Source organism: Paenibacillus medicaginis (assembly GCF_042138635.1).
GTDB lineage: Bacteria > Bacillota > Bacilli > Paenibacillales > Paenibacillaceae > Paenibacillus > Paenibacillus medicaginis.
The window spans coordinates 66,137-89,660 of record NZ_JBHIRY010000013.1 but is presented as its reverse complement, the minus strand read 5'-3'; the positions used below and the strand labels follow the sequence as shown (position 1 = coordinate 89,660).

The window sequence follows — 23,524 nt, the reverse complement described above, 5'->3', positions numbered from 1 at the left end:
AGATAGAATTAGTATAGTTTATTTAGCGCTTTGCTCCCATGTCGCCATGGATGGTAAAGTTGTCATTTTGTCGTATTTTTCGTATAGCTCCGGGGCGAAGTACCTATCGTTTTTTTGAACATTTTGGAGAACAGAGAGATATCCTGATACCCAACCGAATGAGCTACCTCACTGACGGTATATTTTCCTTCCCTGAGCATTTCACAGGCGCGCTTCATCCGGTACTGAAGCAGGTACTGCCGGGGAGGCAGGCCAAGCTCCTTTTTGAAAAGGGCAGACACATATTTCCGGTCCAGTCCCAGCATGGCAGCAAGCTGTTCTATCGAAATCTGCTCATTGTAGTGGGCATGGAGAAATTCCAAGCTGCGATGAATGTACTCCGTCTGCGTTCTCCGCTGCACCCGTTCAGCGGGGGATGACGGGAAGCTTTCAATCAGGGTGGACAAAAAATCAAGCAGAGCCATCTGGATGCGCAAGTCCCCGGAAGGAGACGGCTGCTGTAGCTGAATGAGCGTGTCATACAGCTTGGGCATCAACGTGACATCCATCGGAAAAACAGGCTGTTCCTTGCTGAGCGCAGTTCTCGACAAAATATCCTCCGCCTGCTTGCCTTGGAAAGCAATCCAGGAATAGGTCCATGGATGATCGGCATCAGCCTCATAATAAAACATCGTATCCGGGTAGGATAAAAATCCCTGGCCCGGGTAAACCTCAAACGTCCTGCCTTCCGTCCTTACAATACCTTGTCCGGAATGCACAAAGTGAACTTTATAAAATTCGCGCATGCCGGGACCGAAGGAATGCTTGGGAGCGCAGGCCTCCCTTCCCCAGAAAATCAGATGCAGGCTGTCCGGTTCATGCAGAGGCCGGGCATTGTTATAATAGTCAAGTCGCAAATAGATCACGCTTTCATCGTCTGGTATTAACGGTCATTATACCATTCCTGACCCCCATTCGTTCAAAAGGCTTATTTTTTATGTGAAGTGGAACTTTTTGGACTTTAAGAGAGTCTAACCTCTTGCAAAGAAAAGAAAAATACCAAAATTTCGTTTTCCTAACATAAAAGGGGGGGCTAAACATGAAGAAGAGCGCATTGATCGTATGGGGGATCACACTTGGTTTGTCATTGGGTGCAGTGATGTTGCCAGTACAGCCGGCCAAGGCCACGGAAGCTGCTGCGCCCAAACAAACGCTTGAGCTGGGAAATGCAGTGTATTACTACAAGGACAGCACCATGTCCGTGCAAATGTACGGCTCCAATGACAATCTGGTTCAAGCTTGGAAGAAAGGCAACTTCCTGACGATTGATTATGCCAAGGGCAAAGTGGTGAAAAAGTACTCGATCATTCCTGAGGACAGTGCAGCCGCACAGAAGCAAAACGAAGCCGCTCTCGGTTATCTGCAAAGCATTCTTCCGCAAATGAAGCCGTATCTGCAAACATTCCAACGCTTGTCCGAGCAGGTGCCGTTAAAATAGATCTTATTCGATACCGTCGGTGGTACTTTACTTAACGTAAGGAGGAAGATCAGTGGCTGTCTTGAGAGACCGCGAAAACCAGAATAGGTATATTGAATATGAATTTATTTCTCATATACCAGGAGATTATGAGGGTAGCCAGTTGTTACTGAAATACTTTACAGACTCTAATCTAATCAGAGAACAAAAAATCGGGTGGACCAACCTGACTATAAAACACTTTATTGAAATGTTAAAAACGTTCCCAAACGAAGCAGATGATGGATACTTTTCTCATTTTGAAAAGCATCTTGAAATAAAATGGATGCATGAAGAACAAACTGATCTTTATTTGATAATATTAATGGATATCGGAACTTTGTTCACTCTAAAGGCTTCAAAAGAAGATATGCAAATTTTTGGAGCACAGTTTGAAGATGAATTAAATAACTTTCTTTAATGCTTGTTTTAGGGTTAGGAACAAAGCATTTTTTAGCAGTAACAGCTCCTAAATTACCATGAAGCTGTTTTTTTGCTTTGAGATTGTGGATTTATATAGTAAAAAAGTCGAGAACAGGGGTAAACTTGACCCAGTTCTCGACTATTTACCCTCACCCCGGAAGCGTAGAAGGTTCCCTTGGAGTAGCTGATTGCTTCCAGTGCTTTTCAGTAGGGTCACGCACGCAGTCAGCGGAGAGGACGAAGCAATTCCGGATAAAGCGGAGCGGTCGCATTTGTCCCCGAATTTCTACCGATAAAAATAATCAGGAAATTTGGGGACAAGAGCGATTGGAGGAATGCTTTGTTCTTGGGCGCCTCAGCGCCTCCCCCCCTACAACCCACCTGAAGTTTATCTTATTCCCGGAACCTCTACCTCCGGCTCCACATCTGCCTCATAATCCACACCCTCGGTCTCAAAACCAAACAGTTGGAAAAATTCACGGCGGTAGCCCGCCAGGTCGGTCAGCTCGTAAATATTGTCCGTCGTCACCTCAGACCACAGCTTTGCCACCTCTTCCTGCACGTCTGCGCGCAGCTCCCAGTCATCGATGCGAATGCGTCCTTCAGCGTCGACAGGGGTCTCGCTTTGGTTATAGAGGAGATCGAACAGGCGATACATTTGCTCAATCGTGCCTTCGTGCAGTCCTTTCTCTTTCATAACCTTGTACAAAGCGGATACATAAAGGGGCACGACCGGAATCGCGGAGCTGGACTGAGTCACCAGTGCTTTGCTGACCGTGACGAATGCCCGGCCTCCACCAGTGGCAAGCTGCTCATTCAACTCCCGTGCGGTTGCCTCCAGATGATCCTTGGCCCGTCCGATCGAGCCTTCCCGGTAAATGGCCTGCGTAATATCCGAGCCGATGTACGAATAGGCGACGGTGGTGGCATTCGGAGCAAGCACACCTGCTTCCCGTAGACGATCAATCCACATTTTCCAGTCTTCTCCGCCCATGACGGCGACCGTGTGGGCTATTTCCTCCTCGGTGGCCGGTTCGATGGTTACCTCGCTGACTTCGCCGTTATGGAAATTCACCGTTTTGTTGGAGTACGGCTTTCCGATTGGCTTCAGCACGGAGTTTTTCGTTTCCCCGGTCTGCAGATCGGTGCGGCGGGCGGAAGCGACGCTGTAGATCACCAGATCAACCTGCCCCAGCTCGGCCTGGATCGTATCGATCGTTTTCTGCTTCGTCTCCTCGGAAAAAGCGTCGCCCGTTACACTGATGGACTGCAGTCCTGCTTCCTGGGCGGTTTTTTCGAAGGCTGCGGAGTTGTACCAGCCCGCCGATGCGGTGCGTCCTTTGACGGATTCACCGTTACGGTACACACCAATTGTGTTGGCGCCTGCGCCAAAGGCGGCTACGATACGCGAAGAGAGGCCATAACCCGTGGATGCCCCGATCACAAGCACGTTGCGTGGCCCTTTGACGGCCTGCTGATTTTTTACATAATTAATCTGGTTTTGCACCTGCTGCGCACAGCCTGTCGGATGTGCTGTTGTACAAATAAAACCGCGTGTTCTTGGCTTAATAATCATATCGATGGATTTCCTTTCTTAATCTCTGCTCATTTTACTTGTAAAGGCATATATACACCTCCCTATTTTACCTATTTTTTAACCAAACGGAAACCGTTTCGTCTACACCGTATCTTGGCGGTACTTCAGCACAAAAAAACGCCCGGCCCAACAGAGTGGGCCAAGCGCCTTGTAGTCAAGTTATTCTATATCAATACGTTTGCGCTGCGCCGCGGTGTGTTCTCGCTTGGGGACCTCCAGCTTGAGGATGCCGTCTTGCAGCGTGGCTTTAATGGCATCATCGACGATGTTATCCACGTAAAAGCGGCGAACGAATTCACCTGTCCGGCGTTCTCTGCGGATGATGCGGTTGCTTTCGTCTTTTTGCTCCTGCAGTTCATTGCGTCTGGCACGGATGGTCAGGTAGTTCTGGTCGACATCAATATCGATGTTCTCTCTGGTGACACCCGGAAGCTCGGCTTCGACAACGTACTTATCATCCATTTCTCTTATATCGATCCGGAACGGCTGGGTAGCGCCATTAAACGAAGAGAACACGCTGTCATCCATCGCATCGTTGAGCGACTTCGTCATCTGATCGAGCAGTTCTTCACTGCGTTTGCGGAATGGAACCAGATCAAACATACGTCTCAGTCCTCCTACATCGTGATTTTTTTCTTACGCTTTTAATCTATGCTTCAACAGTTTGTGCAGCAAAAGCTGTAATTATGTAAAAAAACTGCACCATTGCTGGTGAAAGAAATTTGATCTATGCAAATTGGACCGAAACCGTTAATGTGATGTTAATTTAATTAACTTATTATCGAAATTAAATTGCTTTCAAAAATGGGTGGCCTCAAATGAATCGCTTACATTTTTTTGAATGTTATTAAATATGACATTTATCATTAAGAAGCGGGGACTGGTCATTTACAAAATTCAAGGAGATCATATCATGCAAAAAGAATTGACTATTCAAAATCCGCTCGGCATTCACTCAAGACCGGCCGGGGCGGTTACTAAAAAAGCGCTGCAGTATCCTTGCGATGTGAAGATTGTCAAAGGGTCAAGGGAAGTAAATGCGAAGAGCATTATCAGTGTGCTTTCTCTCGAAATGAAATATGGAGACCAGATCCTGCTGATTACGGCGGGAGACCAGGAGGAGGAAGCGCTGAAGGAACTCGGGGATTTGCTCGAATCAGACCTTGAGTAGGAAAAAAGCGGTCTGTACAGGCTATCGTCTGTACAGATTATATCGGATACAACAGGGGGTGATGGGATATGACCATGGTGACCCGGACCCGTGCGCTGCTGAAAAAAATACTGTATACGCCGAATCCGGTGCGGATTAAGGATTGTGCCAGTGAATTCGGAGTCAGTGAGCGTACGATCAAATATGACATCGAAAGCATACGAATGTGGCTCGCCGGTGAAGGAGTCGAAATCAAGTCAAAGCCCAGCACAGGCATCTGGATTGAATGTCCGGAAGAGGAACGAGACCATCTGTTGCGCAAAATGGATGCGGATAAAGATCACACCGTACTGAGTCAGCAGGAGAGAATTCAATATGTGACCATGGAGCTGCTGCTGCGGGATGAAGAGACTACGATCGGACGGATCGCTTCCCATTTGGGCATCACCCGCAACACGGCTTTATCCGATGTGGCTCAAGCGGAGCTGCTGCTGCAGGAATGGCAGCTTCAGCTTGAAAGATCGCGCAAAGGCGTAAAAATTATCGGTTCAGGCGCACAAAAAAGGCTGATGCTGGAGCAGCTCGTTTACCATCTGCTCGATGGTAGCGATATGCTGCAAATTGTACAGGGTGCAGCGTCCAAGCAGAATCCGCGCATTCATTTCACCCCGATTCTGGAGCAGTTTTTGCAGCCGGCAGGTGATCTTAATGCTGTGTTTGCAGCGGTCGGGGATTTGGCGGAGGAGACGAAACACAGCATAGGAGTGCTTCTATCCGACCAGGCCGTCATCGGGATATTCATTAGACTGTGTATCGTCATATCCTCCGGCGGCGTTGGCGAAGCTTCCCGGGAGGATAACAGGACGCCGGGGGATGAAGGAGAGATATTCGGCATCTTCAAGCGGGCCTTGTCCGGATTTTTTCACAAATCAGGCAAAGAAATTACCGATCAGGATATCTGGTTCATCTGTTTACAGGCGGTTGGCAGAATCCCGATAACCGAGGATTCAAGGGCAGGGCATGAGCTGCTGCTTCCGGATGCATTGGTCATTACGAGACGGTTGATCGAAGCGGTGAGTCGCAGTGTTGATCCGGCTTTGGCCAGGGACCCGGACCTGTTCAGCTATCTGCTGGACCATACCTCACGCAAGCTGACCCAATACAGCTACGGTATCGTTGAGCCGAATCCCATGCTTCAGGATATTATTAGTGTCTATCGCGGGATGTTCGAGGCTGTGAAGAGCGCGAGTATTGAGGTGTATGGTCCTTACCGTATTTATCTGACAGATTCGGATATCGGCTATATCGTTGTTTATTTCCAGCTCGCCTATGAGCGGCTGAATGAGCAGCGCAGCATTCGCGGACTTGTGGTATGCGGTACGGGCAAGGGAACGAGTCGACTGTTGAAGGCCGTGATCGAGAAGCAAATCCCGAATCTCAGGATCGACGGCAGCTGTTCAGTCATGGAATTGAACAAAACGCTGCGGGAAAGCGAATATGACCTCGTGGTCAGCGTGTTCACCGTCGATGTTTCGGTACCGTCCGTTGTCGTCAGCCCCATCCCCGGGAAGCGAGATTTTGCAGCGATTCAGGAGAAGGTCGCCGCCATTGTTCCCGCTAAGGCCGCTGCGCCGGTGGTTTCCGGCAACCCGCTGCCCCCTTCGATGGGAAGGATCGAAGACCCGGAAGCCATGCAATCCTGGTTTCAGGAATTGGTGTTTAGAGGTTTTGAGCTGGCCCGGCAAATTGCCGATGAGCTGGGCAGCCACCTGACACCTGACCGGCTGGAAGGGCTGAAGATGCATCTGATCTTCATGATGCAGAGAATCGCCCTGCACACCCAGTATGAGGATCAGAGTGCCATTCTTGCGGCAACGCCCCCTCAGACAGGCCGGGAACGACTGCTCAGGATTCTTGAGCAGAGAGGGCTGAAGGTTTCGGAGGCGGAGCTGCAGGCGATCCTCAAATATTTGGAGCAGCCGCTGGAGGGATGAGCCTACAAAAGAACAATAGCGGCTACAGACCTTTTTAATCTCAAAATCGGAGAGGACTATCATGTATATAATCAGCAGCGTCCTGAGGGACATTTCAGAAAAAACGACCGCAGACCAGGGAGCGCAGAGCAAATTGGAAGATTGGCTGTGCCGGCTTCAGGAATGCGCTCCCGAGGCGGGACTTGATATCGGCCACGACAAGGCCGTTGTGATTGGCATCCACCTGCTAGCCTATTTGCAGCGGTTTGATCAGGGAGAGCATTTGCCGGAAATTCCGGACGAAATGCTGACGGAAATCAGCCCGAAGTATGAGCGTTTAAGCCGCAAGTTGTTGAAGATGACTCCTGGAGCGGAGTCGCAGGAGCCGGATACTGCGGAAATTTTTTACCTGGCAGTTCATTTTGAAGCCGTAAAGGCGAATATGGGAGGAAATTAACATGAGTGAAAAAGTGAAAGTAGTGATTGGCGACCGTCTCGGCAAAGGGCAAAACGTAGCCAAAGGAGTGGAAGCGGCTGGCGGAATCGCCATCGTCATCCCATGCATCGGTGCTGATATGAAGCTTGGTGATGTCATGCATGAGCAACAGGCCGATTTCGGCATTTCTTTCTGTGGAAGTGGCGGCGCGGGTGCGGTGACTGCCAACACCAAATACAAATATCCGATGGAGTTTGGCCTTCGCTCTGTTGACGCAGGGGTAACAGCCATCCGCAGCGGCAAGAAGGTGATCGGCTTCGGTTTCATGGATACCGAGGAACTGGGGCGCAGGCTTACGGAAGCTTATATTCAGATCAACGGGAGGTAAGCCATGTATCTGGAGAAGGAAGTAACGTTAACTTTGACGGGCAGCGGAGAGAGTGAACGCACTGCTTTTCAGCACATTTTAAATGAAATGAAAAAGCAGGTGACCACCAATGATGCGGATATGATGCTGCAGATTGAACCACGAAATATGGAGGTGCTGTCCGCTGTCAAGACAGTGCGTACCGAGAAGTTTCTGGGAATTCTGTTTCCCCGCACACGGACCCGTTATGAAATCAAGGCCAACATTACAGTTATGCTCAGATATATGGATCTATCCAAAATCGAATATGAGGTCCATGAGGAAAAACAGACGGCAGTCCAGCATGTGATTCGTATGCGCTAGGTGTGTGCTGAATTAAGGGGGAAGCTATGGAGACGTTGGAAATCATTTTAAAATCGATTGTGATCGGCCTGTTTGTAGGTTTTGGCGTGGGGGCGGGCGCAGCCAGGATGTTCCACGCTCCGAAAGTGCAGGGGATGGGGGCGTTTCGTACCTTTGGTGAATTGAACGCCTGCCAGGGGGACCCGGTGGCGCACTTCTCGTTTGGTCTTGGCTTCCTGTTTAATGCCTGGGCATCCGTCGTAGGTGCCGGCGGTCTGACCCAGGATGTGGATCATCGCATTATTCCGAACTGGGCGGCGGCAACCCTGCTGTTCAAAAATAAAAACGTGGAAGAAACACTCCATGATCCGCGCAAAATGGCGTGGACCGGCGCCGTGGTTGGCGCGGTCGTCGTGACGGTGCTGAACTCCACTGCAGCCGCCATTCCAGCTTCGCTGCAGGCAGTCGCCACCCAGGTGCTGGTGCCAGCAGCGAACTGGCTGATTAATCCGATCATGCCGATTGTCTTCTGGACGGCGGCGATGGATGCGGGCAAGCGCACGGGAGTATGGGCGACCATACTTGGCGGCTTGTCCCACCTCGTCATGGGCAATGCCGTGCCAGGCATCGTGCTGGGCATCCTGATCGGCAAAGGCGTTGACGACAGCGGCTGGAACCGCATTACCAAAACACTCGTTGTGGCGGTTGTCCTGCTCTTCCTGTTCAGCGGCTTCTTCCGTGGTTTTGATGCGAAGCTGATCGAGAGCATGCATATGACCGTTCCGCAGTGGCTTATTGATCTGCACGCACTCTTTGGATCTGAGGTGAGTTAACCATGGAAAATACAAAACTGCAAACCGGATTCTGGTATTCGGAATGGGCGTTTACGCTGTTTGTCGCACTGCTGGCCTCGGGCATTTTCGCCGGAACGCACTTGTACTATGTTTATCATGTAGGGGCTTTTAATGATATTGCGATTGTAGCCATGCTGGAAGCGGGGATCAAGGGCGGGAGCTATGGCGCTGCCGCTGCCTTCGGAGCGAGCTTTCTGTTCGCCCGTATTCTGGAGGGTCCGCTTGTTGGCATTCTCGATATCGGGGGCGCGCTGCAGACCGGGCTTGGCATCGGTGTGCCTGCGCTGATGCTGGGCGCTGGCATGACCGCGCCGCTGACCTCCTTCCCGCTGGCGCTGCTGACAGGGGCGATTCTCGGCTTCATGGTCGGATTCATTATCATCATGATCCGCAAATTTACCATTAATGCCTCCAACTCTACCTTCGGTGCGGACATTATGATGGGTGCGGGTAATGCGGCTGGGCGTTATCTCGGGCCGTTGATTATCATCTCTTCCGCCATGGCCTCCATTCCGGTCGGTATCGGAGCTACTATTGGGGGAGCCGTGTTCTATGCGTTCAAAAAGCCGATTGCCGGCGGAGCGATTATCGGTGCCATGATTATGGGCGCGTTCTTCCCGATCGAAATCCCTAAGTGAGCATTGCTTTTTAAAAAAAGAGGCCTACCCGTATTTCAAACGGCTGGGCCCCTTTTTTTGCTCACCGTAACATACAATCAAGCGGGGGCTGGCTGTCTTAACAGGGTGTTCATTTTTTTTGAATTCCAGAAAAAGTATATCAATTCGTATTTCACGTACCTTACGAGCTGTGTTAGTGTTGACTGTACGGACAAGTGTGGTAAAATTATTTGATAATAATTATTCAGAATAAATGAATGTGAGTGATATAATGTCCAAGCTTCTGGAAGTTAAAGATCTGGCAATTTCATTTAAAGTGCGTGGCGGAGAGCTGCAAGCGATCCGCGGTGTAAGCTTTCATGTCAATAAAGGGGAAACACTGGCGATTGTTGGCGAATCCGGCTCAGGCAAGAGCGTGACCTCACAGGCCATCATGAAGCTGATCCCTTCGCCGCCGGCTGTGTACAAGCGCGGTCAGATTCTGTTTGACGGCAAGGAAATTATTAGCAAGACCGAAGAGGAAATGCGAAGCATACGCGGCAACGAAATCGGAATGATTTTTCAGGATCCGATGACTTCCCTGAACCCGACGATCAAGGTCGGCAAGCAGATTACGGAAGTATTGTTCAAACACAAAAAGATGTCCAAAGAAGACGCTTATAAACGGGGAATAGAGTTGCTCAAGCTGGTCGGAATTCCACATCCGGAGCAGCGTTTTAACCAATACCCGCATGAATTCAGCGGCGGGATGAGACAGCGGGTTGTTATCGCCATGGCGCTTGCGGCAGATCCGAAGCTGCTGATCGCCGATGAGCCGACAACCGCACTTGACGTAACGATTCAGGCACAAATTCTGGAGCTGATGAAAGAGATTCAGAAGAAGATCGGGACGGCTATCATTTTCATTACCCACGATCTTGGCGTAGTCGCCAAGATGGCGGATCGGGTAGCTGTTATGTACGCAGGCCAGATCGTCGAGACTGGCACGGTGGACGAAATCTTCTATGATCCGAAGCATCCTTATACGTGGGGATTGCTGGCTTCCATGCCGCATCTGGAGAGCAAAGGCCAGAAGCTGACTGCGATTCCGGGCACGCCTCCTGACTTGCTTCATCCGCCTAAGGGAGATGCTTTTGCGCTGCGCAGCAGTTATGCGATGAACATCGATTTTGAGAAGGAGCCGCCAATTTTCAAGGTGTCCGATACTCATTATGTAAAATCATGGCTGCTGCATCCAATGTCACCTGCTGTTGAGCCGCCTGAAGTGGTGAAGAGCAAACTACGCAGGCTGGAGAATGCGTATGAGCAGCCGGTTATGGTAGACAGCTACGAGGCCTAGTCCAGAATAACAGCTAAATATCATGTATTCAAAGTGCCGAACCTGATTGGAGGTTCGGCGCTTTTTTTGTACCATAACACAAGGAAAAAAAGAATCTAAAAAGTAAACTATTCATTGAATTACAGTTATTGACAAGGTACGAAAGGAGGATTATATTAGTCTTGTAAAACTAAAAAGGGAGATGGTAGAATGGTCCGGAGAATTATCGTGTTACTGGGTGCCTTGTTTTTCTTGGCAGGCTTGACGTGGGCTTTACCGCTGCATGCAGCCTTTTCCTCGGATGATGGAACTGCTGCGGGCATCAAACTGAAGGAGCTTGCGGGTACAGATCTTGGCAGCATACATACATCAACAATTCCGGAAGCGTCAGCAAGCAAACAGAACAGCAAGTCTATATCTGAAATGGAAGAAAAAGTAATTCTTCACAGTTCTTATAACAGAATGTTATCAACAACAGACGCGACATATAGTAATTCGGTAACAGCCGTCACCTATGACAATACCTCACCAGACGGGGCAGTTTACATTGGGCCGGGAACGCAGACATCCGGTTATATTACGGCCGAAGGCGAGAGCAGATGGTTCCTGACTCAAGTCGATTCTCCGTTGAAGCTTACCGCTTTGATGAATCCGGGAGCGGCTGTTGACTATGACCTGTCCCTGTACAAGCTCGATGAAGCTACGGGAATACTTAACCGGGTCTCCTATTCGCAAAAAGGAAGCGGGCAATACGAGCAGTTAAGCCACGTGGCCGGCCCAGGGTACTATTTTGTACTTGTTCAATCCTATGTCGGATCAGACACCGTTAATCCCTTCACGCTTTATCTCGGAGTGTCTGATACCTATGATGCCAATGAGCCTGACGACAATCCATGGTTTGCGAAAAATCAAGGCTCAACAACATTCAGCAGCCGCCAGAATATAGATAACTTTCTGGATGAAGATTGGACCAAGATTAGTCTGCCCAGAAATGCGCCTGTCCGTTTGCTTCTGAACAATACTTCAGCCTACGGTGTGTATCGGCTGGACCTTTATGACGGCAACCTTGGCAGTCTCGGGTACCTTGATCAAAATACCCAAGGGCAAGTTCAGCTTCCGGCAGGAGACTACTACATTCGTGTCTGGGCTCCATCCTCCTTTGATCTGACGACGCCTTATACTTTATCCGTAAGTTATCAGGCAGCCGATGTGGCCCGTGTCAGCATCGACAATATCACGACAGACGGCGGAGTGCAGGGATTTATTGACTACGGATACGGAGACAAATGGCGGATCAAAAGCAATATTTTGATCTCCGGCCGGGCTTTTGATGCATCAGGTAATCCGGTTGCCAATGCGCCTGTGACAGCTGCCTTGAGAGTGACGATTAATCAGCAAATTTTCCAGGCCAGCACTACAACGGATAGTCTGGGCTATTTCTCGGTTTCGCTAAACAACCTGACTCCGGCGGCGGGCAATTATTCTTACTATAATAACGGCTTAAGCATTCACTATTTTGATATTATCCCAATCGTCTTCTTTAGCGGGGACAAGCAGGTCACCGCGAATATCAATTCATTGTATCATTTTGCCTATCAGATCAGAGCTTAAGAGACCTGATCAGTTACAAAACAAGACAGACTGCCTTTCACTGCTAAAGTGGGGCGGTCTTTTTTTGAGCATGACGGATTGTCGTATAGAAACATCAAACGTTTTTTACATATTGCGAGAGCGCAGCAATGGCTATAAAATAAAACGCAACAACATTATAATGTTTGAATACGCTGTTGACGACAGGGCAGGAGCTGGATTTCGAAGGATGTACAAATGATGTAAAAATGAAATAAAAGGGGATGATGGGTTTGGGATTCAAGAATAAAATCGGAGTTATTTCAGATAGCTTTGGACTCGGCGTGAGGGAGGACCTGAAGAAAGCAAAGGAAATCGGGGCTGACGGTGTGCAGATATGGGCGATTGCGGGTGAAATGGAGCCGGACAATTTGACGGCAGATGGCAGAAAGGAGCTGCGGGCGTACATTTCCGGGCTCGGTCTTGAGGTTTCAGCTTTATGCGCGGATTACGGCGGTCATGGCTTTAAAAATCCGGAGGAGAACACCTGGAAAATCGAAAAGTCGAAGCAGGTGCTTGACCTCGCTTTCGATCTTGGGACCAATATCGTGACAACACATATCGGCATTGTTCCAGAAAGCAGCGATGATCCCGAATATGCTATTATGCAGCAGGCCTGCAACGAACTGGCGGCCTATGCCTTCTCGCGCGGCGGATATTTTGCCATTGAAACCGGTCCCGAGCCGGCGGAGCGTCTGAAAAAGTTCCTGGATTCGCTGGATTCCAAAGGGGTGGCGGTCAATTTTGACCCGGCGAATATGGTCATGGTGACCGGCGATGATCCTGTGCAGGGCGTGTATACGCTGCGCGATTACATTGTACATACTCACGTCAAGGACGGTGTCCGTCTGCGCGAGGTTGATCCCCGTGACGTGTACGGGGTTTTGGACCACGAACAGATCGCGGTCATGGCGGAAGGCGGGGCGGGTTTCCGTGAGGTGCCGCTCGGCGAAGGCAGTGTTGATTTCGAGGCTTATTTCGCTGCCCTGCAGGATATCGGTTATGCCGGTTATTTGACGGTGGAAAGAGAGGTCGGCGAACGTCCGGAGAACGATATTCGGGCTGCCGTAAAGTTTATCCAGAGCCACCGCGACTGTTAACAGCAATACGTATAAAAAAGAGGTCTATAGAGCTCTTTAAGCCTCTATAGACCCCTTTTAGATAAAGAAAATTATACCTTAGATTTCTTCGGCAGCAGATGAAATAAATAGATGCCTTCAACAATGGATGACAGATCCCTAAACGAATAGTTTGCAAACCGCATCTGATTCGTTAATTTTGAGTGATCAGGTGGATGAATGTGATAGGGCTCAGTATCTGTTTGATAATCAGGGTCATCATGAGGTTCGCAATGAAACTTTGCTAAAACCTGATTGCCATCACCATGAACCCAGTCGTAGTAATAATGAGTAATAAGTCCGCTTTTCAGATGTTCTGTTATGTAAAGCTTTGAATTATCAACGAAAACGAGGGTAGCTCTTTGGGCGAAGGCTGAGCTTGGTTTGCCGGTGCTGTCAGTTTCACGGATATGCAAGATGGCATCCCGAATCTCCTTTTCAATAATTCTAAGTTTGATGGCGGGTTACCGATCAATCAGATTCAATTTCTTGAAGAAAAGCTCGCCATTCTTTTCCTTCTCTGGACCATTGAAAGTTTTCCGTCATCGACGGGTCTCCTTTCTCTTTGACTACTTCCTCAAACAGACCTTCGTACCGCTCTTCATAAAATTTGATCATCTCGACTAAGTAACGGACACGTTCATATTTAGTAGGTTCTTGTTGAAGTTGCATTTTTTGTAGATTTGTTTGATAGAGCTTGGCAACTTCACTTACAGGAATTCTTTCCCCTGTAGGTGACACCCAAATCGTGCTTTCACTAATTCTTGCTTGTTTGTTTTTTGCAGGCCGGCTGAAACCAACAAAACGATTGGCATCAATCCAGTTATTGATCGTTGAAATGCTGACACCGAATATTTTGGATAATTGTCCGGTCGTGTAGGATCTGGAGATATCTTCTTCTGCCAGGGATAACACAGCGGTACTAATCTCGTTTAAAGCTTTAGGGAGTATAGTTTTGCCTTCTTCTACTAAGTCTCCTTCCATTAACCTTGTGAATTCAGACATAAAGTTTTGAGGCACGGCGTTTAATCTGAGTGCTAAGTTATAAAGTACTTTCGCCATAGCTTCGGCTTGTTCCGGTTTCTGTAAAGTGTTCTCAATGACCGAATTAAAGTTTAGTTTATCTTGTTCTGTTATAGGCACTTTGTTCACCTCTTTATGCCTCCTATTCTACACGAACAGAAAGTAAACTGCAATTAAACTACAAATAAACTGCTAATTTCTATATACCCATTCTAATCTTAAACGATCACTTCTATTCATGATTTTGGGCTGGACAGAAAAAAAGCCTCAGTCCAAAGGACCAAGGCTGTTCAAAGCATACTTATTTACCTCACAATTAACCGGGCAACCGGGCTTTTCCGATTTACACTTCATCCCAGATACGGCGCACGTTGTCGAAGCCGATTTTCGCGCCTGTACGGCAGTCTTCCATGCCCTCGAATTCCAGAGAGAAATATCCGTCATAGCCGGACTGCTTGATGACATGCAGCACTTCGCGCAGATCGATGTCGCCGTGGCCAGCGGTGGCGCCGCGCAGGTAGTTGCCGCTGGTCGTGCGGAACCAGCCTTCGCCGGGATTGCGGTAGGAAGGGCGCAGATAGAAGTCTTTGATATGCACAATGGACGCATATGGCAGGTTGTTTTTGACCGCCGCGACCGGGTCTTCATCCGCGCACATGAAGTTGCCGATGTCCAGCGTCATTTTGTAGTTGGGCTCATTTACGGTTTTCACCAGAGTTTGAACACGGTCACTGTTCTGAATAAAGTAGCCGTGGTTCTCAACGCTGGTCGTAATGTCAAACTGTGCAGCATAACGGGCGATCTGGCGGCAGGCCTCGGCCAGCCGCTCCAGCTGTGCGTTGAAATGGCCGATGGAAACGTCGGGTGATGAGGCCACATCATGCCGCATCAGCTTGACGCCGAGGCGGGCGGCGATATCCACTTCCTGTTTGACCCGCTCGATTTCAGCTTCGTAAGCGGCCTCATCGTCCGTAAGAAAGTTGGCTCCGATGGCATAATTGGAGATATCCAGCCCTCTCGCCTTGGCTTTTTCAACAATAACATCAATGAGTCCGGGATCTTCGGTCAGGTTGTAGCCGAGAGGTACGATTTCAACATGGGAACCGCCGATGTCCGCCGTAAAATCAATGACATCCGCAACGGTCATCTCTCCGCTCTTCAACGCGCCGTACAGGCTGTAAGTGCTCAGTCCAAGCTTCATAGGTAAATTTCCTTTCCTTGGGCAGCGGAATCGTAGACGGCATTCAGGATTTTCATAATTTCAAGGCCGTCCTCCACTGGGCTGATCGGCTGATTGCCAGTCAAAATACAATCGATAAAATGGTCGATTTCGTTCTGGAACGCTTTTTCAAACTGGAAGCCGGAGCTGTCGGTCTGCGGGTGAACATTAAGGATGGTGTTGTTCTTCTCCGTGATCATCATGACTTCCGGATCGATTTCGAAGCCGCCCTTGTCTCCGTACAGCTTGACGATGCTTTCGTTTTTGCTGGCATGAAGGGTGAAGCTGACCTCAATCATGAGCGAGGCTCCGTTCTCGAAGCGGATGAGGGCGTTTGCCAGATCCTCCACATCATTTTTCTTCGCATCATAATCGGCCGCCTGGTACCGGGACAGGTTTTGGATATGAGCACGGTTGCCCAGTTTGCGATACGTATTGCCCGAGACGGATTTGACTTTTGGACGGCCCATCATGTACCAGCACAGATCAATCACATGCACGCCAATGTCGATCAGAGGCCCGCCGCCGGAGCGTTCGATATCGCTGAACCAGCCTCCCGGGTTGCCGAGACGGCGGATCGTAGAAGCTTTGGCATAATAAATTTCACCAAATTCTCCCGCTTCCGCGAAAGCTCGCAGCATTTGGGCATTTGGATCATAGCGGCGCACAAAGCCAACCTGAAGAAGCTTGCCGGAGGCTTCGACGGCTTCTTGGATTTTGGCAGCCTCCGCGGTCGTACGGCATAACGGCTTCTCCACGAGCACATGTTTGCCGGCGTTCAGTGCAGCAATGCTGATTTCCGCATGTGTATTATTCCACGTACAGATGCTTACACCATCGATCTGGTCATCCGCTAGCAGCTCGTTGTAATCGGTATATACTTTTTCAGCATTGTAAAGAGAAGCGGCCTCCTTGGCACGTTCCTCGTTCAGATCACAGACTGCGTAGATTCTCGCCTGCTCATTTTTGCTGTATGGCTTGAGATGAAACTCGGAAATGCTGCCAAGACCAATGATGCCGATATTAACGGTTTTCATGCTTTGTTGCTCCTTTCAGAATTAGATATATAATCTATTGTAAGGATGCAGTGAAGCTTAAATCCATGCAGCACCTTGCTGTTTGTTTGCAATAATGTGCGGTCACAGAGGAGGAATTTTATTTACATGAAAAGATCTGCCGATTTGCGCGAGCCGATGGATATGCCGGACCGCTATTTTCCCATCAAGCTTCATACTTGCAAGGCGGGCGGGGAGGGCAGCACATTGTTTCCCCATCACTGGCATGAGCATATGGAGCTGCTCTATTTCGTGTCTGGTGAAGCGGTGATCGAATGCAACTCCACCCCTTACGAGGTGAGCGGCGGCGACTTGATCGTGCTGAACAGCAATGATCTGCACCATGGAATTTGCAGGTCCGAGCAGCTGCGCTATTATTGTCTGATCATGGATATCTCTTTGCTGCAAAGCCCGTCGCCGGACGCGATTGAAACGAAATTTATCGTGCCGATTCTGCAGAATCGGGTGCTGTTTCAGCATCATATCCGCAATGTTGAAAGTCTGCATGTCTGTATGGATTCCATCGTTGAAGAGTTCAAATCCAAAGAGCCCGGCTATGAGCTGTCGATCAAATCCTCCATGTACCGGCTGCTCACCATTTTGTTCCGCAATTATGTGACCGAAGCGCCGCCGCTGCCTTACGAGACGAACAGGAGGAAAAATATGGAGCGCTTTACACCTATTTTTGAATATATAGGAGAGCATCTCGGGCAGGAGTTGTCAGTACATGAATTGGCTCGTATGGCTGGCCTCAGCCGTTTTCATTTCAGCAGGCTGTTCAGCGAGCTGACCGGGCGTACAGTGCCCGAGTACATTAACCAGCTGCGTATCAATAAATCCGAATATTTGCTGCTCCATACCGATATGACGATCTCCGAAATCGGCTGGGCAACCGGATATAACGACATTTCTTATTTCAGCCGTACCTTCAAAAAATATAAAACGGTATCCCCCTCCGAGCTGAGAACCGCATCATCTGCAGCCTGCAGCACGGAGGAAGAACACCGGATGGCCTAAAAGCCGGGGTTGCCCCGAGCTATACGGAATTAGCTATACCCAGCCTTTCCCCATGGCCTGATAAATCAGCATCGCGAACAGGCTGTTGGACCAAGCAAACCATTCGCGCGAAAAATCGGCAGGATCGTCCGGATGAAAGCCTTCATGCATGAAGCCGGTATCCGCGTCCGTGTTCACCAGCATATCAATCAGTTCCCGGACCTCCTGCTCGTTGTCAGCCGTCAATGCCTGCATGGATAGCGCCATATGCCATACATAACCGCCAGGGGTATGCGGACTGCCAATGCCCTTGGCGTATTTTCCTTCAAAGTAAAAAGGATTGTCCTTGCTCAGTGCAAAACGGCGGGTATTGCGGTAGATCGGATCGTCGGTCCCTGCATAGCCGAAATAGGGGACGGATAGCAGCCCCGGAGTTCCTGCGTCGTCCATCAGGCAGTAATTGCCGAACCCGTCGGTTTCATAGGCATAAATGGTTCCGTAGCGCGGGTGGTCCACGGTGCCGTAGGTACGGATGCCAAAATCAATTTCCCCGCGCAGCTTGTTGGCTTTGGCCGCCAGCCAGCTGTCTTTGAATACCGTTTCCGCGATTTCGCGGATATGTCCAAGAACGACGACAGCAAACATGTTGGACGGGATGTTATAGCCGAACAGGCAGGCATCGTCGCTCGGACGGAAGCCGGACCAGGTCATTCCCGTGTAATTGACAGGCATGCCAAGGCCGTTGTTCTGCAGCGTCTCGGTTTCCTTGAAGCCTGGACGCATGAACCGGTACGGCGATTTTTCCATATGTCGCTGTTCGGTGATCATCACATCGACGATCGAAGTGAGGGCCTGATAACATGAAGCATCAAAAATGTCCGTTCTGTCCGTCGCCTTCCAATACATATGAGCAAGCTGAACGGGAAAGCAGAGCGAATCCAGCTCATATTTGCGTTCCCACATCCAGGGGGTCATCCCGGATTGGTCCCCGTCGTTATAATGCCTGCCGTTTGCTTCTTCATTGAAGGCGTTCGTATACGGGTCGATATTGATGTAAAACATCTGGCGGCGGATCAACCCCTCCAGAATACGCTGGAGTTCAGAGTCGTCCTTGGCAAACGGAATATAATGCCGCACCTGCTCCACGGAATCGCGCAGCCACATGGCGGGAATATCGCCGGTAAAAACGAAGGTGGTGCCGTCGTCCAGCAGCTTGGTCGTGGTCTGCAATGTATTGGGAAAGCAGTTGGTGAACAGGCGGAGCAGCTTGGGCCGGTGGGCCAGCCGCTGCTCTGCATCCTTGAGTACCTGAACGATAGATGCGGGCAAATTCATTTGATGATGCCTCCTGAACATGTTATGGGGTGCGTATATCAATCTCGAATGTCTTGATTTCGTAAGGCTCGAGCACACATTGAATTTCGTTCTCCAGCCGCATAGCCTCATCCGTCTGTTCCATCAGATTGCACTCTCTCCAGCCAACAACCTGCAGGTCGCTCGTGATGGTCAAAGGCTGCCGGCCGCCAGAGTAGTCATGGACGCGCAAAATCACCTTGTCGCTGTCCTCGGCTTTTTTGACGGCGGTAACCATAGCGGTATCTGTGGAAAGGCGGAACAGCGACAGCGACGAAGCCTGTGCGGCTCCCTCGCTGAAGCGCAGCGGAGCGTTCAAGGCCCAGGCGCTTTGCACGGTATTGCCCTGCAGCCAGTCCCCCCTGTGTGGAAGCAGGGAATAAGTGAAGCGGTGATGCCCCTGGTCGGCTTCGATATCCGGCGAGGTAGCGCATTTGATCAGGGACAGGCGCAGCACATTGTCCTTGATGTCATAGCCGTACTTGCAATCGTTCATCAGGCTGACACCGTAGCCGCGGTCGGATAAATCCGCCCATTGATGGCCGACGGACTCGAAACGCGCGCTGTCCCAGCTCGTGTTCCAGTGGGTCGGCCGTTTGACGTTGCCGTACTGGATATCATAGGTCGCCTCGGTCGACCGGACATGCACAGGGAAGGCCACCTTCAGCAGCTGATGCCGCTCGTGCCAATCGGCTTCTGTGGCAAAATCGATGCGCCGGTCATTGGCATACAGGATCATATCCTGCGTGATGACCGAGCCGCCGTACTTCCATTCGAAGCGGATGGCCGCCCGCAGCGCGCCGTTCTCCACCACCTTCATACGGCTCAGTTCCGTGATTTCCCTCATTTTTTCCTGGTAAAAAATATCGATATCCCATGCATCAAAATTGAGCGGTTTATCCTCAAACAGCTGCAGCACGTTGCCGCGCCCGCCCGGCGCCAGCACCTCTCTTTGCTGCTCCTTGTCATACAGGCGGGTAAGCTGACCGTGTCCGTTCCATTCCAGCTCGTAATACGGGGTCGAAAGTCCGTTCTCACGGAACTGGAATGGCGTCTCCGTACCTGCTGCAGACAGAACTTCCTTCCCGGCTGTCGTATCAAGCACAATTGTTGCATAACCGAGCGGAGGCAGGTCATCCACCTGAACCGTCCAGGCACCGTGATTCCACTGCGCGTTCAGCGACCGGCCGTCCACAGTACGCCATACTCCCGAACCGCCGCTGTCCGGAAGGGGAACATCGACCAGATCTGTGCGCTGCCATGGAGAGGAGTTCCAGATCACGAAGGACCTGATCCCCGCCGGATCTGACTCCCGCCCAGGATCGCCTGATTCCACAGCAGAAGTGATGCTTTGCTCCGCTTGTGCACGAACCGACTGGCCGATCTCCTCCGCTTCGGCGTATTCCACTGTGCTGTCCTCATAGACCTCTCGGATGGAGGAGCCGGGGATAATATCGTGGAACTGGTTGCGCAAAATGATCTTCCAGCCGTCTGTCAGCCTTTTCCCCTCATAGAGCGACCAATTATCGCCCAGCACGCTCTGCCAGGCGTTCAGCCATTCCGCCTCCCGGTACAGCAGCTCCAGTTTGCGGTTCATGCGCTTGTTGTAAGCCTGGCTCGTATATGTGCCACGGTGGTACTCAAGATACAGCTCCCCGTCCCAGGTGTGCACATAGCTCTCGGTATTTTCCACGGTCTCCTGCAGCCGCCGGAAATACTCGTCCGCTCTGCCGGTCTTTACCTTGGGCAGTCCCGGCAGCCGGTCGATCCTGCGCCGCATTTCCAGCATCTCGCGGTTGACACCGCCGCCTCCGTCCCCGTAACCGTAGGATAACAGCAGTTCCTGATTCAGCTCCTTGTCCCGATACGCTCCCCAGCTTCCTTTGACTGTCTTCGGCTCCACATGCCCGTTATACGTATAGAACGTGGAGGAGGCCACCGACCACGGCTCAATCGTGGTGATAAAATGAGTCAGCACCTCCGAGCCGTCAATCCCGCGCCATTTGAACGTGTCATGCGGCATGCGGTTGTACTGGTTCCAGCTGATTTTGGTGGTCATAAAGGTACCAATCCCGGATTTGCGCAAAATTTGCGGCAGTGACCAGCTGTACCCGAACACATCAGGCAGCCACAGATATTCACAATCCGCCCCGAATTCTTCCTTGAAAAATCTGGTACCTACCAGCAGCTGACGGGTGAGCGATTCGCCTGACGTCAGATTGCAGTCCGCTTCCAGCCACATGCCGCCGCCTGCTTCCCAGCGCCCTTCCTTGACCCGCTTTTGAATCTGCTCATAGATGCCGGGGAAGTCCTGCTTGATGTATTCATAAAGCTGCGGCTGGGTTTGCAGAAAAATATACTCCGGGAACAGCTCCATCAGGCGCATGACCGTGGAGAAGGAGCGGGCGCTTTTCTCGCGCGTATGCTTCAGCCGCCATAGCCAGGCTACGTCAATATGGGTATGGCCGACACAGGTGATGGTGACAAGCGTGTTTTTGTCCATTTCATCGATCCGGCCGGACAGGTAATCGCGGGCCGCCGCCACGCTTTCATAAAAAGCGGACGAGCCCGGCTCGCTCCAGTCGATCAGACGAAAGGCCTGATTCAACGTTTTCTGCAGCAGCGCCCGTTCGGCATCCTGCTCGTCCAGCACCTGGATGGTCTGATACACCGTCAGACCGGTGTAATACAGATCGTCGGCCGCTTCATCCAGCCAGCAAATTTCCGCCAGCTTAACTTCATGCTTCTGCTCTCTGGGCTGGCCGCCGCCTTCCAGGCCCGACCACAGCCGGAACAGTAACTGCTTGCTGCTGCCTGCCACGTCTTCTTCAGGAAAAAACACTTCCTTATGATTGGAATCGACGCCCTGATAAGGCTGACCGTCCAGATACAGCAGTGACTCGAACCCTGAATTGGTGCCCCCGCCGGTCGTGCCGAAATCGAAGCGTCCGAGCACTCGTTTTCCTGCCCATTCCGCAGGGAATTCCGCATCCATGGAGACCCACAAATAACGGTCGCGGCCGGTCCAGGTGTCCCCGTGACGCATATGCCCCCACTCTCCGCCAACCTCCGGCAGGTCGGGATTGACCTTGGAGCCTTCATCTTCGAGTGCCCGGAGCTGCTTGAACGGAATTCGCTCACGGTAACGATATTCATCCAGTTCTCGCAGGCGTGCGAATAATTTTTTCTCAGTCAGAAACATGTTTCATATGCCTCCTTACGGCTTGGTACCCGAGCTTTTTTTGAAATGGCTTGCACTGAACTCGTTAGAAAGAATCACACAACCTGATGGATTATGCAATGTGTCAGATGTGAATTGACTTTGAGATAACAAAATTCACATATAGCAAACATGTATAAACGCTTTCAAAAAAGAGTTGCTTTGTTTTGTAAAACCTTGTTGGATAAGGGGTGGCAGCTATTCTACCGTTTTGTGCAGATTCTACATATTTACCTTATAAAATTTGCGGCCTACAATTTCTACAGTAAGTCTTGACGGAGCCCGGATTTGCGTCGAAGGCTGCGAACTTTAGAACTACAGTCTGAACATTGAAAAGAGGGGATGATGCTATGAAGAGAAAAGAGGAAGGAGCTCTCTCATTGGAGTCGGCAGCAGGGCAAGGAACCGTTCTTTCCTCCAGAGAGACGGGCAGGCCCCTTTGGAGCCGGATTCTGAAAAATTGGGAATTGTATCTGTTTATCACACCGGCCGTGCTGTATTTTTTCATTTTTCACTACATTCCGATGTATGGTGTCCAGATCGCCTTCAAAAATTTTATTCCCACGAAGGGCATCACCGGCAGTCCGTGGGTTGGCTTCGATCATTTTGAACGCTTTTTTAATTCCTATTATTTCTGGGACCTGCTGTGGAACACCTTCAGTCTCAGCCTGTACGAGCTGGCGGTAGGCTTTCCGCTTCCGATCATCCTGGCGCTGGCGTTCAATGAAATCCGGAACGGCTTCTTCAAGCGGTCGGTACAGACGATCACTTATGCTCCGCACTTTATTTCCGTTGTCGTTATGGCCGGCATGATTATCACTTTTCTATCTCCGTCCAGCGGCATGATTGTGCGGATCGTGGAATTTCTGGGCTTCCAGGCACCTGATCTCCTGACCGATCCCGCCTGGTTCAAGACGGTGTATGTGCTTTCCGGTGTCTGGCAGAGCGCCGGCTGGGGGACGATTATCTATTTGGCAGCGCTGTCCGGCGTTGACCCACAGCTGCATGAGGCCGCCATCGTGGATGGAGCGAGCCGCTTCAAACGCATGCTGCACATCAATATTCCGACCATTTTACCGACGATCACCATTTTGCTGATTCTCAATATGGGCAATATTCTGGGTGTCGGTTTTGAAAAAATCCTACTGCTGCAAAATCCGCTCAATATGAGCTCCTCTGACGTGATTTCCACCTTCGTATATCGCTCGGGCCTGGTGGATGCTCAGTACAGCTTCTCTACGGCTGTCGGATTGTTCAATTCCGTTGTCAATGCTTTGCTGCTGATTACCGTCAACCACATCGCACGCCGCACGAGCGAGAACAGCTTATGGTAAGGAGG

General features: G+C 50.5%; 23 protein-coding genes. 14 read left to right on the top strand and 9 right to left on the bottom strand.

The annotated features are described in order from the left end of the window. Window positions 1-62 precede the first annotated feature (62 nt). The gene (locus ACE5LO_RS14605; protein ID WP_375520764.1) at window positions 63-905 is read right to left on the bottom strand and encodes an AraC family transcriptional regulator; all 843 of its coding nucleotides are present in this window, start codon (window positions 903-905) and stop codon (window positions 63-65) included. Between the two features lie 173 nt (window positions 906-1,078). On the opposite strand from ACE5LO_RS14605, the gene ACE5LO_RS14600 reads away from it, so the two are divergent. Continuing rightward, window positions 1,079-1,477 carry a hypothetical protein gene (locus tag ACE5LO_RS14600; RefSeq protein WP_375520763.1) on the top strand — a complete coding sequence of 133 codons (399 nt, stop codon included), beginning with the start codon at window positions 1,079-1,081 and terminating at the stop codon, window positions 1,475-1,477. Window positions 1,478-1,529: 52 nt separating this feature from the next. Continuing rightward, complete coding sequence (locus tag ACE5LO_RS14595; RefSeq protein ID WP_375520762.1) at window positions 1,530-1,916, top strand: hypothetical protein; 387 nt, start codon at window positions 1,530-1,532, stop codon at window positions 1,914-1,916. Between the two features lie 390 nt (window positions 1,917-2,306). Here ACE5LO_RS14595 and fabV read toward each other — a convergent pair whose 3' ends face one another. After that, on the bottom strand, window positions 2,307-3,494 hold the full coding sequence (gene fabV, locus ACE5LO_RS14590) for an enoyl-ACP reductase FabV (protein WP_375520761.1): 1,188 nt from the start codon (window positions 3,492-3,494) through the stop codon (window positions 2,307-2,309). 180 nt (window positions 3,495-3,674) lie between these two features. Continuing rightward, window positions 3,675-4,118 (bottom strand): Hsp20/alpha crystallin family protein, encoded by a 444-nt coding sequence (locus tag ACE5LO_RS14585; protein ID WP_375520760.1) that lies wholly within the window; start codon window positions 4,116-4,118, stop codon window positions 3,675-3,677. Window positions 4,119-4,428: 310 nt separating this feature from the next. Between ACE5LO_RS14585 and ACE5LO_RS14580 the strand changes: the two genes are divergently transcribed. The 10 genes from ACE5LO_RS14580 (at window position 4,429) to ACE5LO_RS14535 (ending at window position 13,301) form a co-directional block, all read left to right on the top strand. After that, window positions 4,429-4,686: an HPr family phosphocarrier protein gene (locus tag ACE5LO_RS14580; protein ID WP_375520759.1), complete on the top strand. Its 258-nt coding sequence runs from the start codon at window positions 4,429-4,431 to the stop codon at window positions 4,684-4,686. Between the two features lie 68 nt (window positions 4,687-4,754). Further along, complete coding sequence (locus tag ACE5LO_RS14575) at window positions 4,755-6,659, top strand: BglG family transcription antiterminator (RefSeq protein WP_375520758.1); 1,905 nt, start codon at window positions 4,755-4,757, stop codon at window positions 6,657-6,659. A gap of 61 nt (window positions 6,660-6,720) precedes the next feature. Next, window positions 6,721-7,095: a hypothetical protein gene (locus ACE5LO_RS14570; RefSeq protein ID WP_375520757.1), complete on the top strand. Its 375-nt coding sequence runs from the start codon at window positions 6,721-6,723 to the stop codon at window positions 7,093-7,095. A 1-nt stretch (window position 7,096) separates the two neighbouring features. Further along, window positions 7,097-7,462: an SFCGS family glycine-rich protein gene (locus tag ACE5LO_RS14565; RefSeq protein WP_375520756.1), complete on the top strand. Its 366-nt coding sequence runs from the start codon at window positions 7,097-7,099 to the stop codon at window positions 7,460-7,462. Between the two features lie 3 nt (window positions 7,463-7,465). Continuing rightward, window positions 7,466-7,804, top strand: a complete 339-nt coding sequence (locus tag ACE5LO_RS14560; RefSeq protein WP_375520755.1) for a DUF4312 family protein — start codon at window positions 7,466-7,468, stop codon at window positions 7,802-7,804. 26 nt (window positions 7,805-7,830) lie between these two features. Beyond that, window positions 7,831-8,616: a DUF4311 domain-containing protein gene (locus tag ACE5LO_RS14555; RefSeq protein WP_375520754.1), complete on the top strand. Its 786-nt coding sequence runs from the start codon at window positions 7,831-7,833 to the stop codon at window positions 8,614-8,616. A gap of 2 nt (window positions 8,617-8,618) precedes the next feature. Further along, window positions 8,619-9,275 carry a DUF4310 family protein gene (locus tag ACE5LO_RS14550; protein WP_375520753.1) on the top strand — a complete coding sequence of 219 codons (657 nt, stop codon included), beginning with the start codon at window positions 8,619-8,621 and terminating at the stop codon, window positions 9,273-9,275. A 250-nt stretch (window positions 9,276-9,525) separates the two neighbouring features. Then, complete coding sequence (locus tag ACE5LO_RS14545; protein WP_375520801.1) at window positions 9,526-10,593, top strand: ABC transporter ATP-binding protein; 1,068 nt, start codon at window positions 9,526-9,528, stop codon at window positions 10,591-10,593. Window positions 10,594-10,782: 189 nt separating this feature from the next. Then, window positions 10,783-12,183 (top strand): carboxypeptidase-like regulatory domain-containing protein, encoded by a 1,401-nt coding sequence (locus ACE5LO_RS14540; RefSeq protein ID WP_375520752.1) that lies wholly within the window; start codon window positions 10,783-10,785, stop codon window positions 12,181-12,183. 251 nt (window positions 12,184-12,434) lie between these two features. Beyond that, window positions 12,435-13,301 carry a sugar phosphate isomerase/epimerase family protein gene (locus ACE5LO_RS14535; RefSeq protein WP_375520751.1) on the top strand — a complete coding sequence of 289 codons (867 nt, stop codon included), beginning with the start codon at window positions 12,435-12,437 and terminating at the stop codon, window positions 13,299-13,301. A 71-nt stretch (window positions 13,302-13,372) separates the two neighbouring features. On the opposite strand, the gene ACE5LO_RS14530 is transcribed toward ACE5LO_RS14535, so the two are convergent. From ACE5LO_RS14530 to ACE5LO_RS14515, 4 genes are all read right to left on the bottom strand, one after another. Beyond that, the gene (locus ACE5LO_RS14530; RefSeq protein ID WP_375520750.1) at window positions 13,373-13,735 is read right to left on the bottom strand and encodes a toxin-antitoxin system TumE family protein; all 363 of its coding nucleotides are present in this window, start codon (window positions 13,733-13,735) and stop codon (window positions 13,373-13,375) included. 55 nt (window positions 13,736-13,790) lie between these two features. Next, on the bottom strand, window positions 13,791-14,471 hold the full coding sequence (locus ACE5LO_RS14525) for a hypothetical protein (RefSeq protein ID WP_375520749.1): 681 nt from the start codon (window positions 14,469-14,471) through the stop codon (window positions 13,791-13,793). A gap of 214 nt (window positions 14,472-14,685) precedes the next feature. Then, a complete protein-coding gene (locus ACE5LO_RS14520; RefSeq protein WP_375520748.1) occupies window positions 14,686-15,543 on the bottom strand; it encodes a sugar phosphate isomerase/epimerase family protein in 858 nt (285 codons plus the stop codon). After that, window positions 15,540-16,598 (bottom strand): Gfo/Idh/MocA family protein, encoded by a 1,059-nt coding sequence (locus ACE5LO_RS14515; protein ID WP_375520747.1) that lies wholly within the window; start codon window positions 16,596-16,598, stop codon window positions 15,540-15,542. The genes ACE5LO_RS14520 and ACE5LO_RS14515 overlap by 4 nt, the downstream gene beginning before the upstream one ends. A 126-nt stretch (window positions 16,599-16,724) precedes the next feature. Between ACE5LO_RS14515 and ACE5LO_RS14510 the strand changes: the two genes are divergently transcribed. After that, complete coding sequence (locus ACE5LO_RS14510) at window positions 16,725-17,633, top strand: helix-turn-helix domain-containing protein (protein WP_375520746.1); 909 nt, start codon at window positions 16,725-16,727, stop codon at window positions 17,631-17,633. A 33-nt stretch (window positions 17,634-17,666) separates the two neighbouring features. Here the strand turns inward: ACE5LO_RS14510 and ACE5LO_RS14505 are convergent, their stop codons facing one another. After that, window positions 17,667-18,947 carry a glycoside hydrolase family 125 protein gene (locus ACE5LO_RS14505; RefSeq protein ID WP_375520745.1) on the bottom strand — a complete coding sequence of 427 codons (1,281 nt, stop codon included), beginning with the start codon at window positions 18,945-18,947 and terminating at the stop codon, window positions 17,667-17,669. Window positions 18,948-18,969: 22 nt separating this feature from the next. Beyond that, the gene (locus tag ACE5LO_RS14500; RefSeq protein ID WP_375520744.1) at window positions 18,970-22,167 is read right to left on the bottom strand and encodes an alpha-mannosidase; all 3,198 of its coding nucleotides are present in this window, start codon (window positions 22,165-22,167) and stop codon (window positions 18,970-18,972) included. Window positions 22,168-22,535: 368 nt separating this feature from the next. Here ACE5LO_RS14500 and ACE5LO_RS14495 point away from each other — a divergent pair, with 368 nt between their 5' ends. Next, a complete protein-coding gene (locus ACE5LO_RS14495; RefSeq protein WP_375520743.1) occupies window positions 22,536-23,519 on the top strand; it encodes an ABC transporter permease in 984 nt (327 codons plus the stop codon). Window positions 23,520-23,524: the final 5 nt, after the last annotated feature.

Excerpts from the sequence above, each read along its gene's own strand:
- ACE5LO_RS14600 (WP_375520763.1), top strand. The coding sequence starts at position 1,079 with ATGAAGAAGAGCGCATTGATCGTATGGGGGATCACACTTGGTTTGTCA.
- fabV (WP_375520761.1), bottom strand. The coding sequence starts at position 3,494 with ATGATTATTAAGCCAAGAACACGCGGTTTTATTTGTACAACAGCACAT.
- ACE5LO_RS14585 (WP_375520760.1), bottom strand. The coding sequence starts at position 4,118 with ATGTTTGATCTGGTTCCATTCCGCAAACGCAGTGAAGAACTGCTCGAT.
- ACE5LO_RS14580 (WP_375520759.1), top strand. The coding sequence starts at position 4,429 with ATGCAAAAAGAATTGACTATTCAAAATCCGCTCGGCATTCACTCAAGA.
- ACE5LO_RS14575 (WP_375520758.1), top strand. The coding sequence starts at position 4,755 with ATGACCATGGTGACCCGGACCCGTGCGCTGCTGAAAAAAATACTGTAT.
- ACE5LO_RS14570 (WP_375520757.1), top strand. The coding sequence starts at position 6,721 with ATGTATATAATCAGCAGCGTCCTGAGGGACATTTCAGAAAAAACGACC.
- ACE5LO_RS14565 (WP_375520756.1), top strand. The coding sequence starts at position 7,097 with ATGAGTGAAAAAGTGAAAGTAGTGATTGGCGACCGTCTCGGCAAAGGG.
- ACE5LO_RS14560 (WP_375520755.1), top strand. The coding sequence starts at position 7,466 with ATGTATCTGGAGAAGGAAGTAACGTTAACTTTGACGGGCAGCGGAGAG.
- ACE5LO_RS14555 (WP_375520754.1), top strand. The coding sequence starts at position 7,831 with ATGGAGACGTTGGAAATCATTTTAAAATCGATTGTGATCGGCCTGTTT.
- ACE5LO_RS14550 (WP_375520753.1), top strand. The coding sequence starts at position 8,619 with ATGGAAAATACAAAACTGCAAACCGGATTCTGGTATTCGGAATGGGCG.
- ACE5LO_RS14545 (WP_375520801.1), top strand. The coding sequence starts at position 9,526 with ATGTCCAAGCTTCTGGAAGTTAAAGATCTGGCAATTTCATTTAAAGTG.
- ACE5LO_RS14540 (WP_375520752.1), top strand. The coding sequence starts at position 10,783 with ATGGTCCGGAGAATTATCGTGTTACTGGGTGCCTTGTTTTTCTTGGCA.
- ACE5LO_RS14520 (WP_375520748.1), bottom strand. The coding sequence starts at position 15,543 with ATGAAGCTTGGACTGAGCACTTACAGCCTGTACGGCGCGTTGAAGAGC.
- ACE5LO_RS14515 (WP_375520747.1), bottom strand. The coding sequence starts at position 16,598 with ATGAAAACCGTTAATATCGGCATCATTGGTCTTGGCAGCATTTCCGAG.
- ACE5LO_RS14510 (WP_375520746.1), top strand. The coding sequence starts at position 16,725 with ATGAAAAGATCTGCCGATTTGCGCGAGCCGATGGATATGCCGGACCGC.
- ACE5LO_RS14505 (WP_375520745.1), bottom strand. The coding sequence starts at position 18,947 with ATGAATTTGCCCGCATCTATCGTTCAGGTACTCAAGGATGCAGAGCAG.
- ACE5LO_RS14500 (WP_375520744.1), bottom strand. The coding sequence starts at position 22,167 with ATGTTTCTGACTGAGAAAAAATTATTCGCACGCCTGCGAGAACTGGAT.
- ACE5LO_RS14495 (WP_375520743.1), top strand. The coding sequence starts at position 22,536 with ATGAAGAGAAAAGAGGAAGGAGCTCTCTCATTGGAGTCGGCAGCAGGG.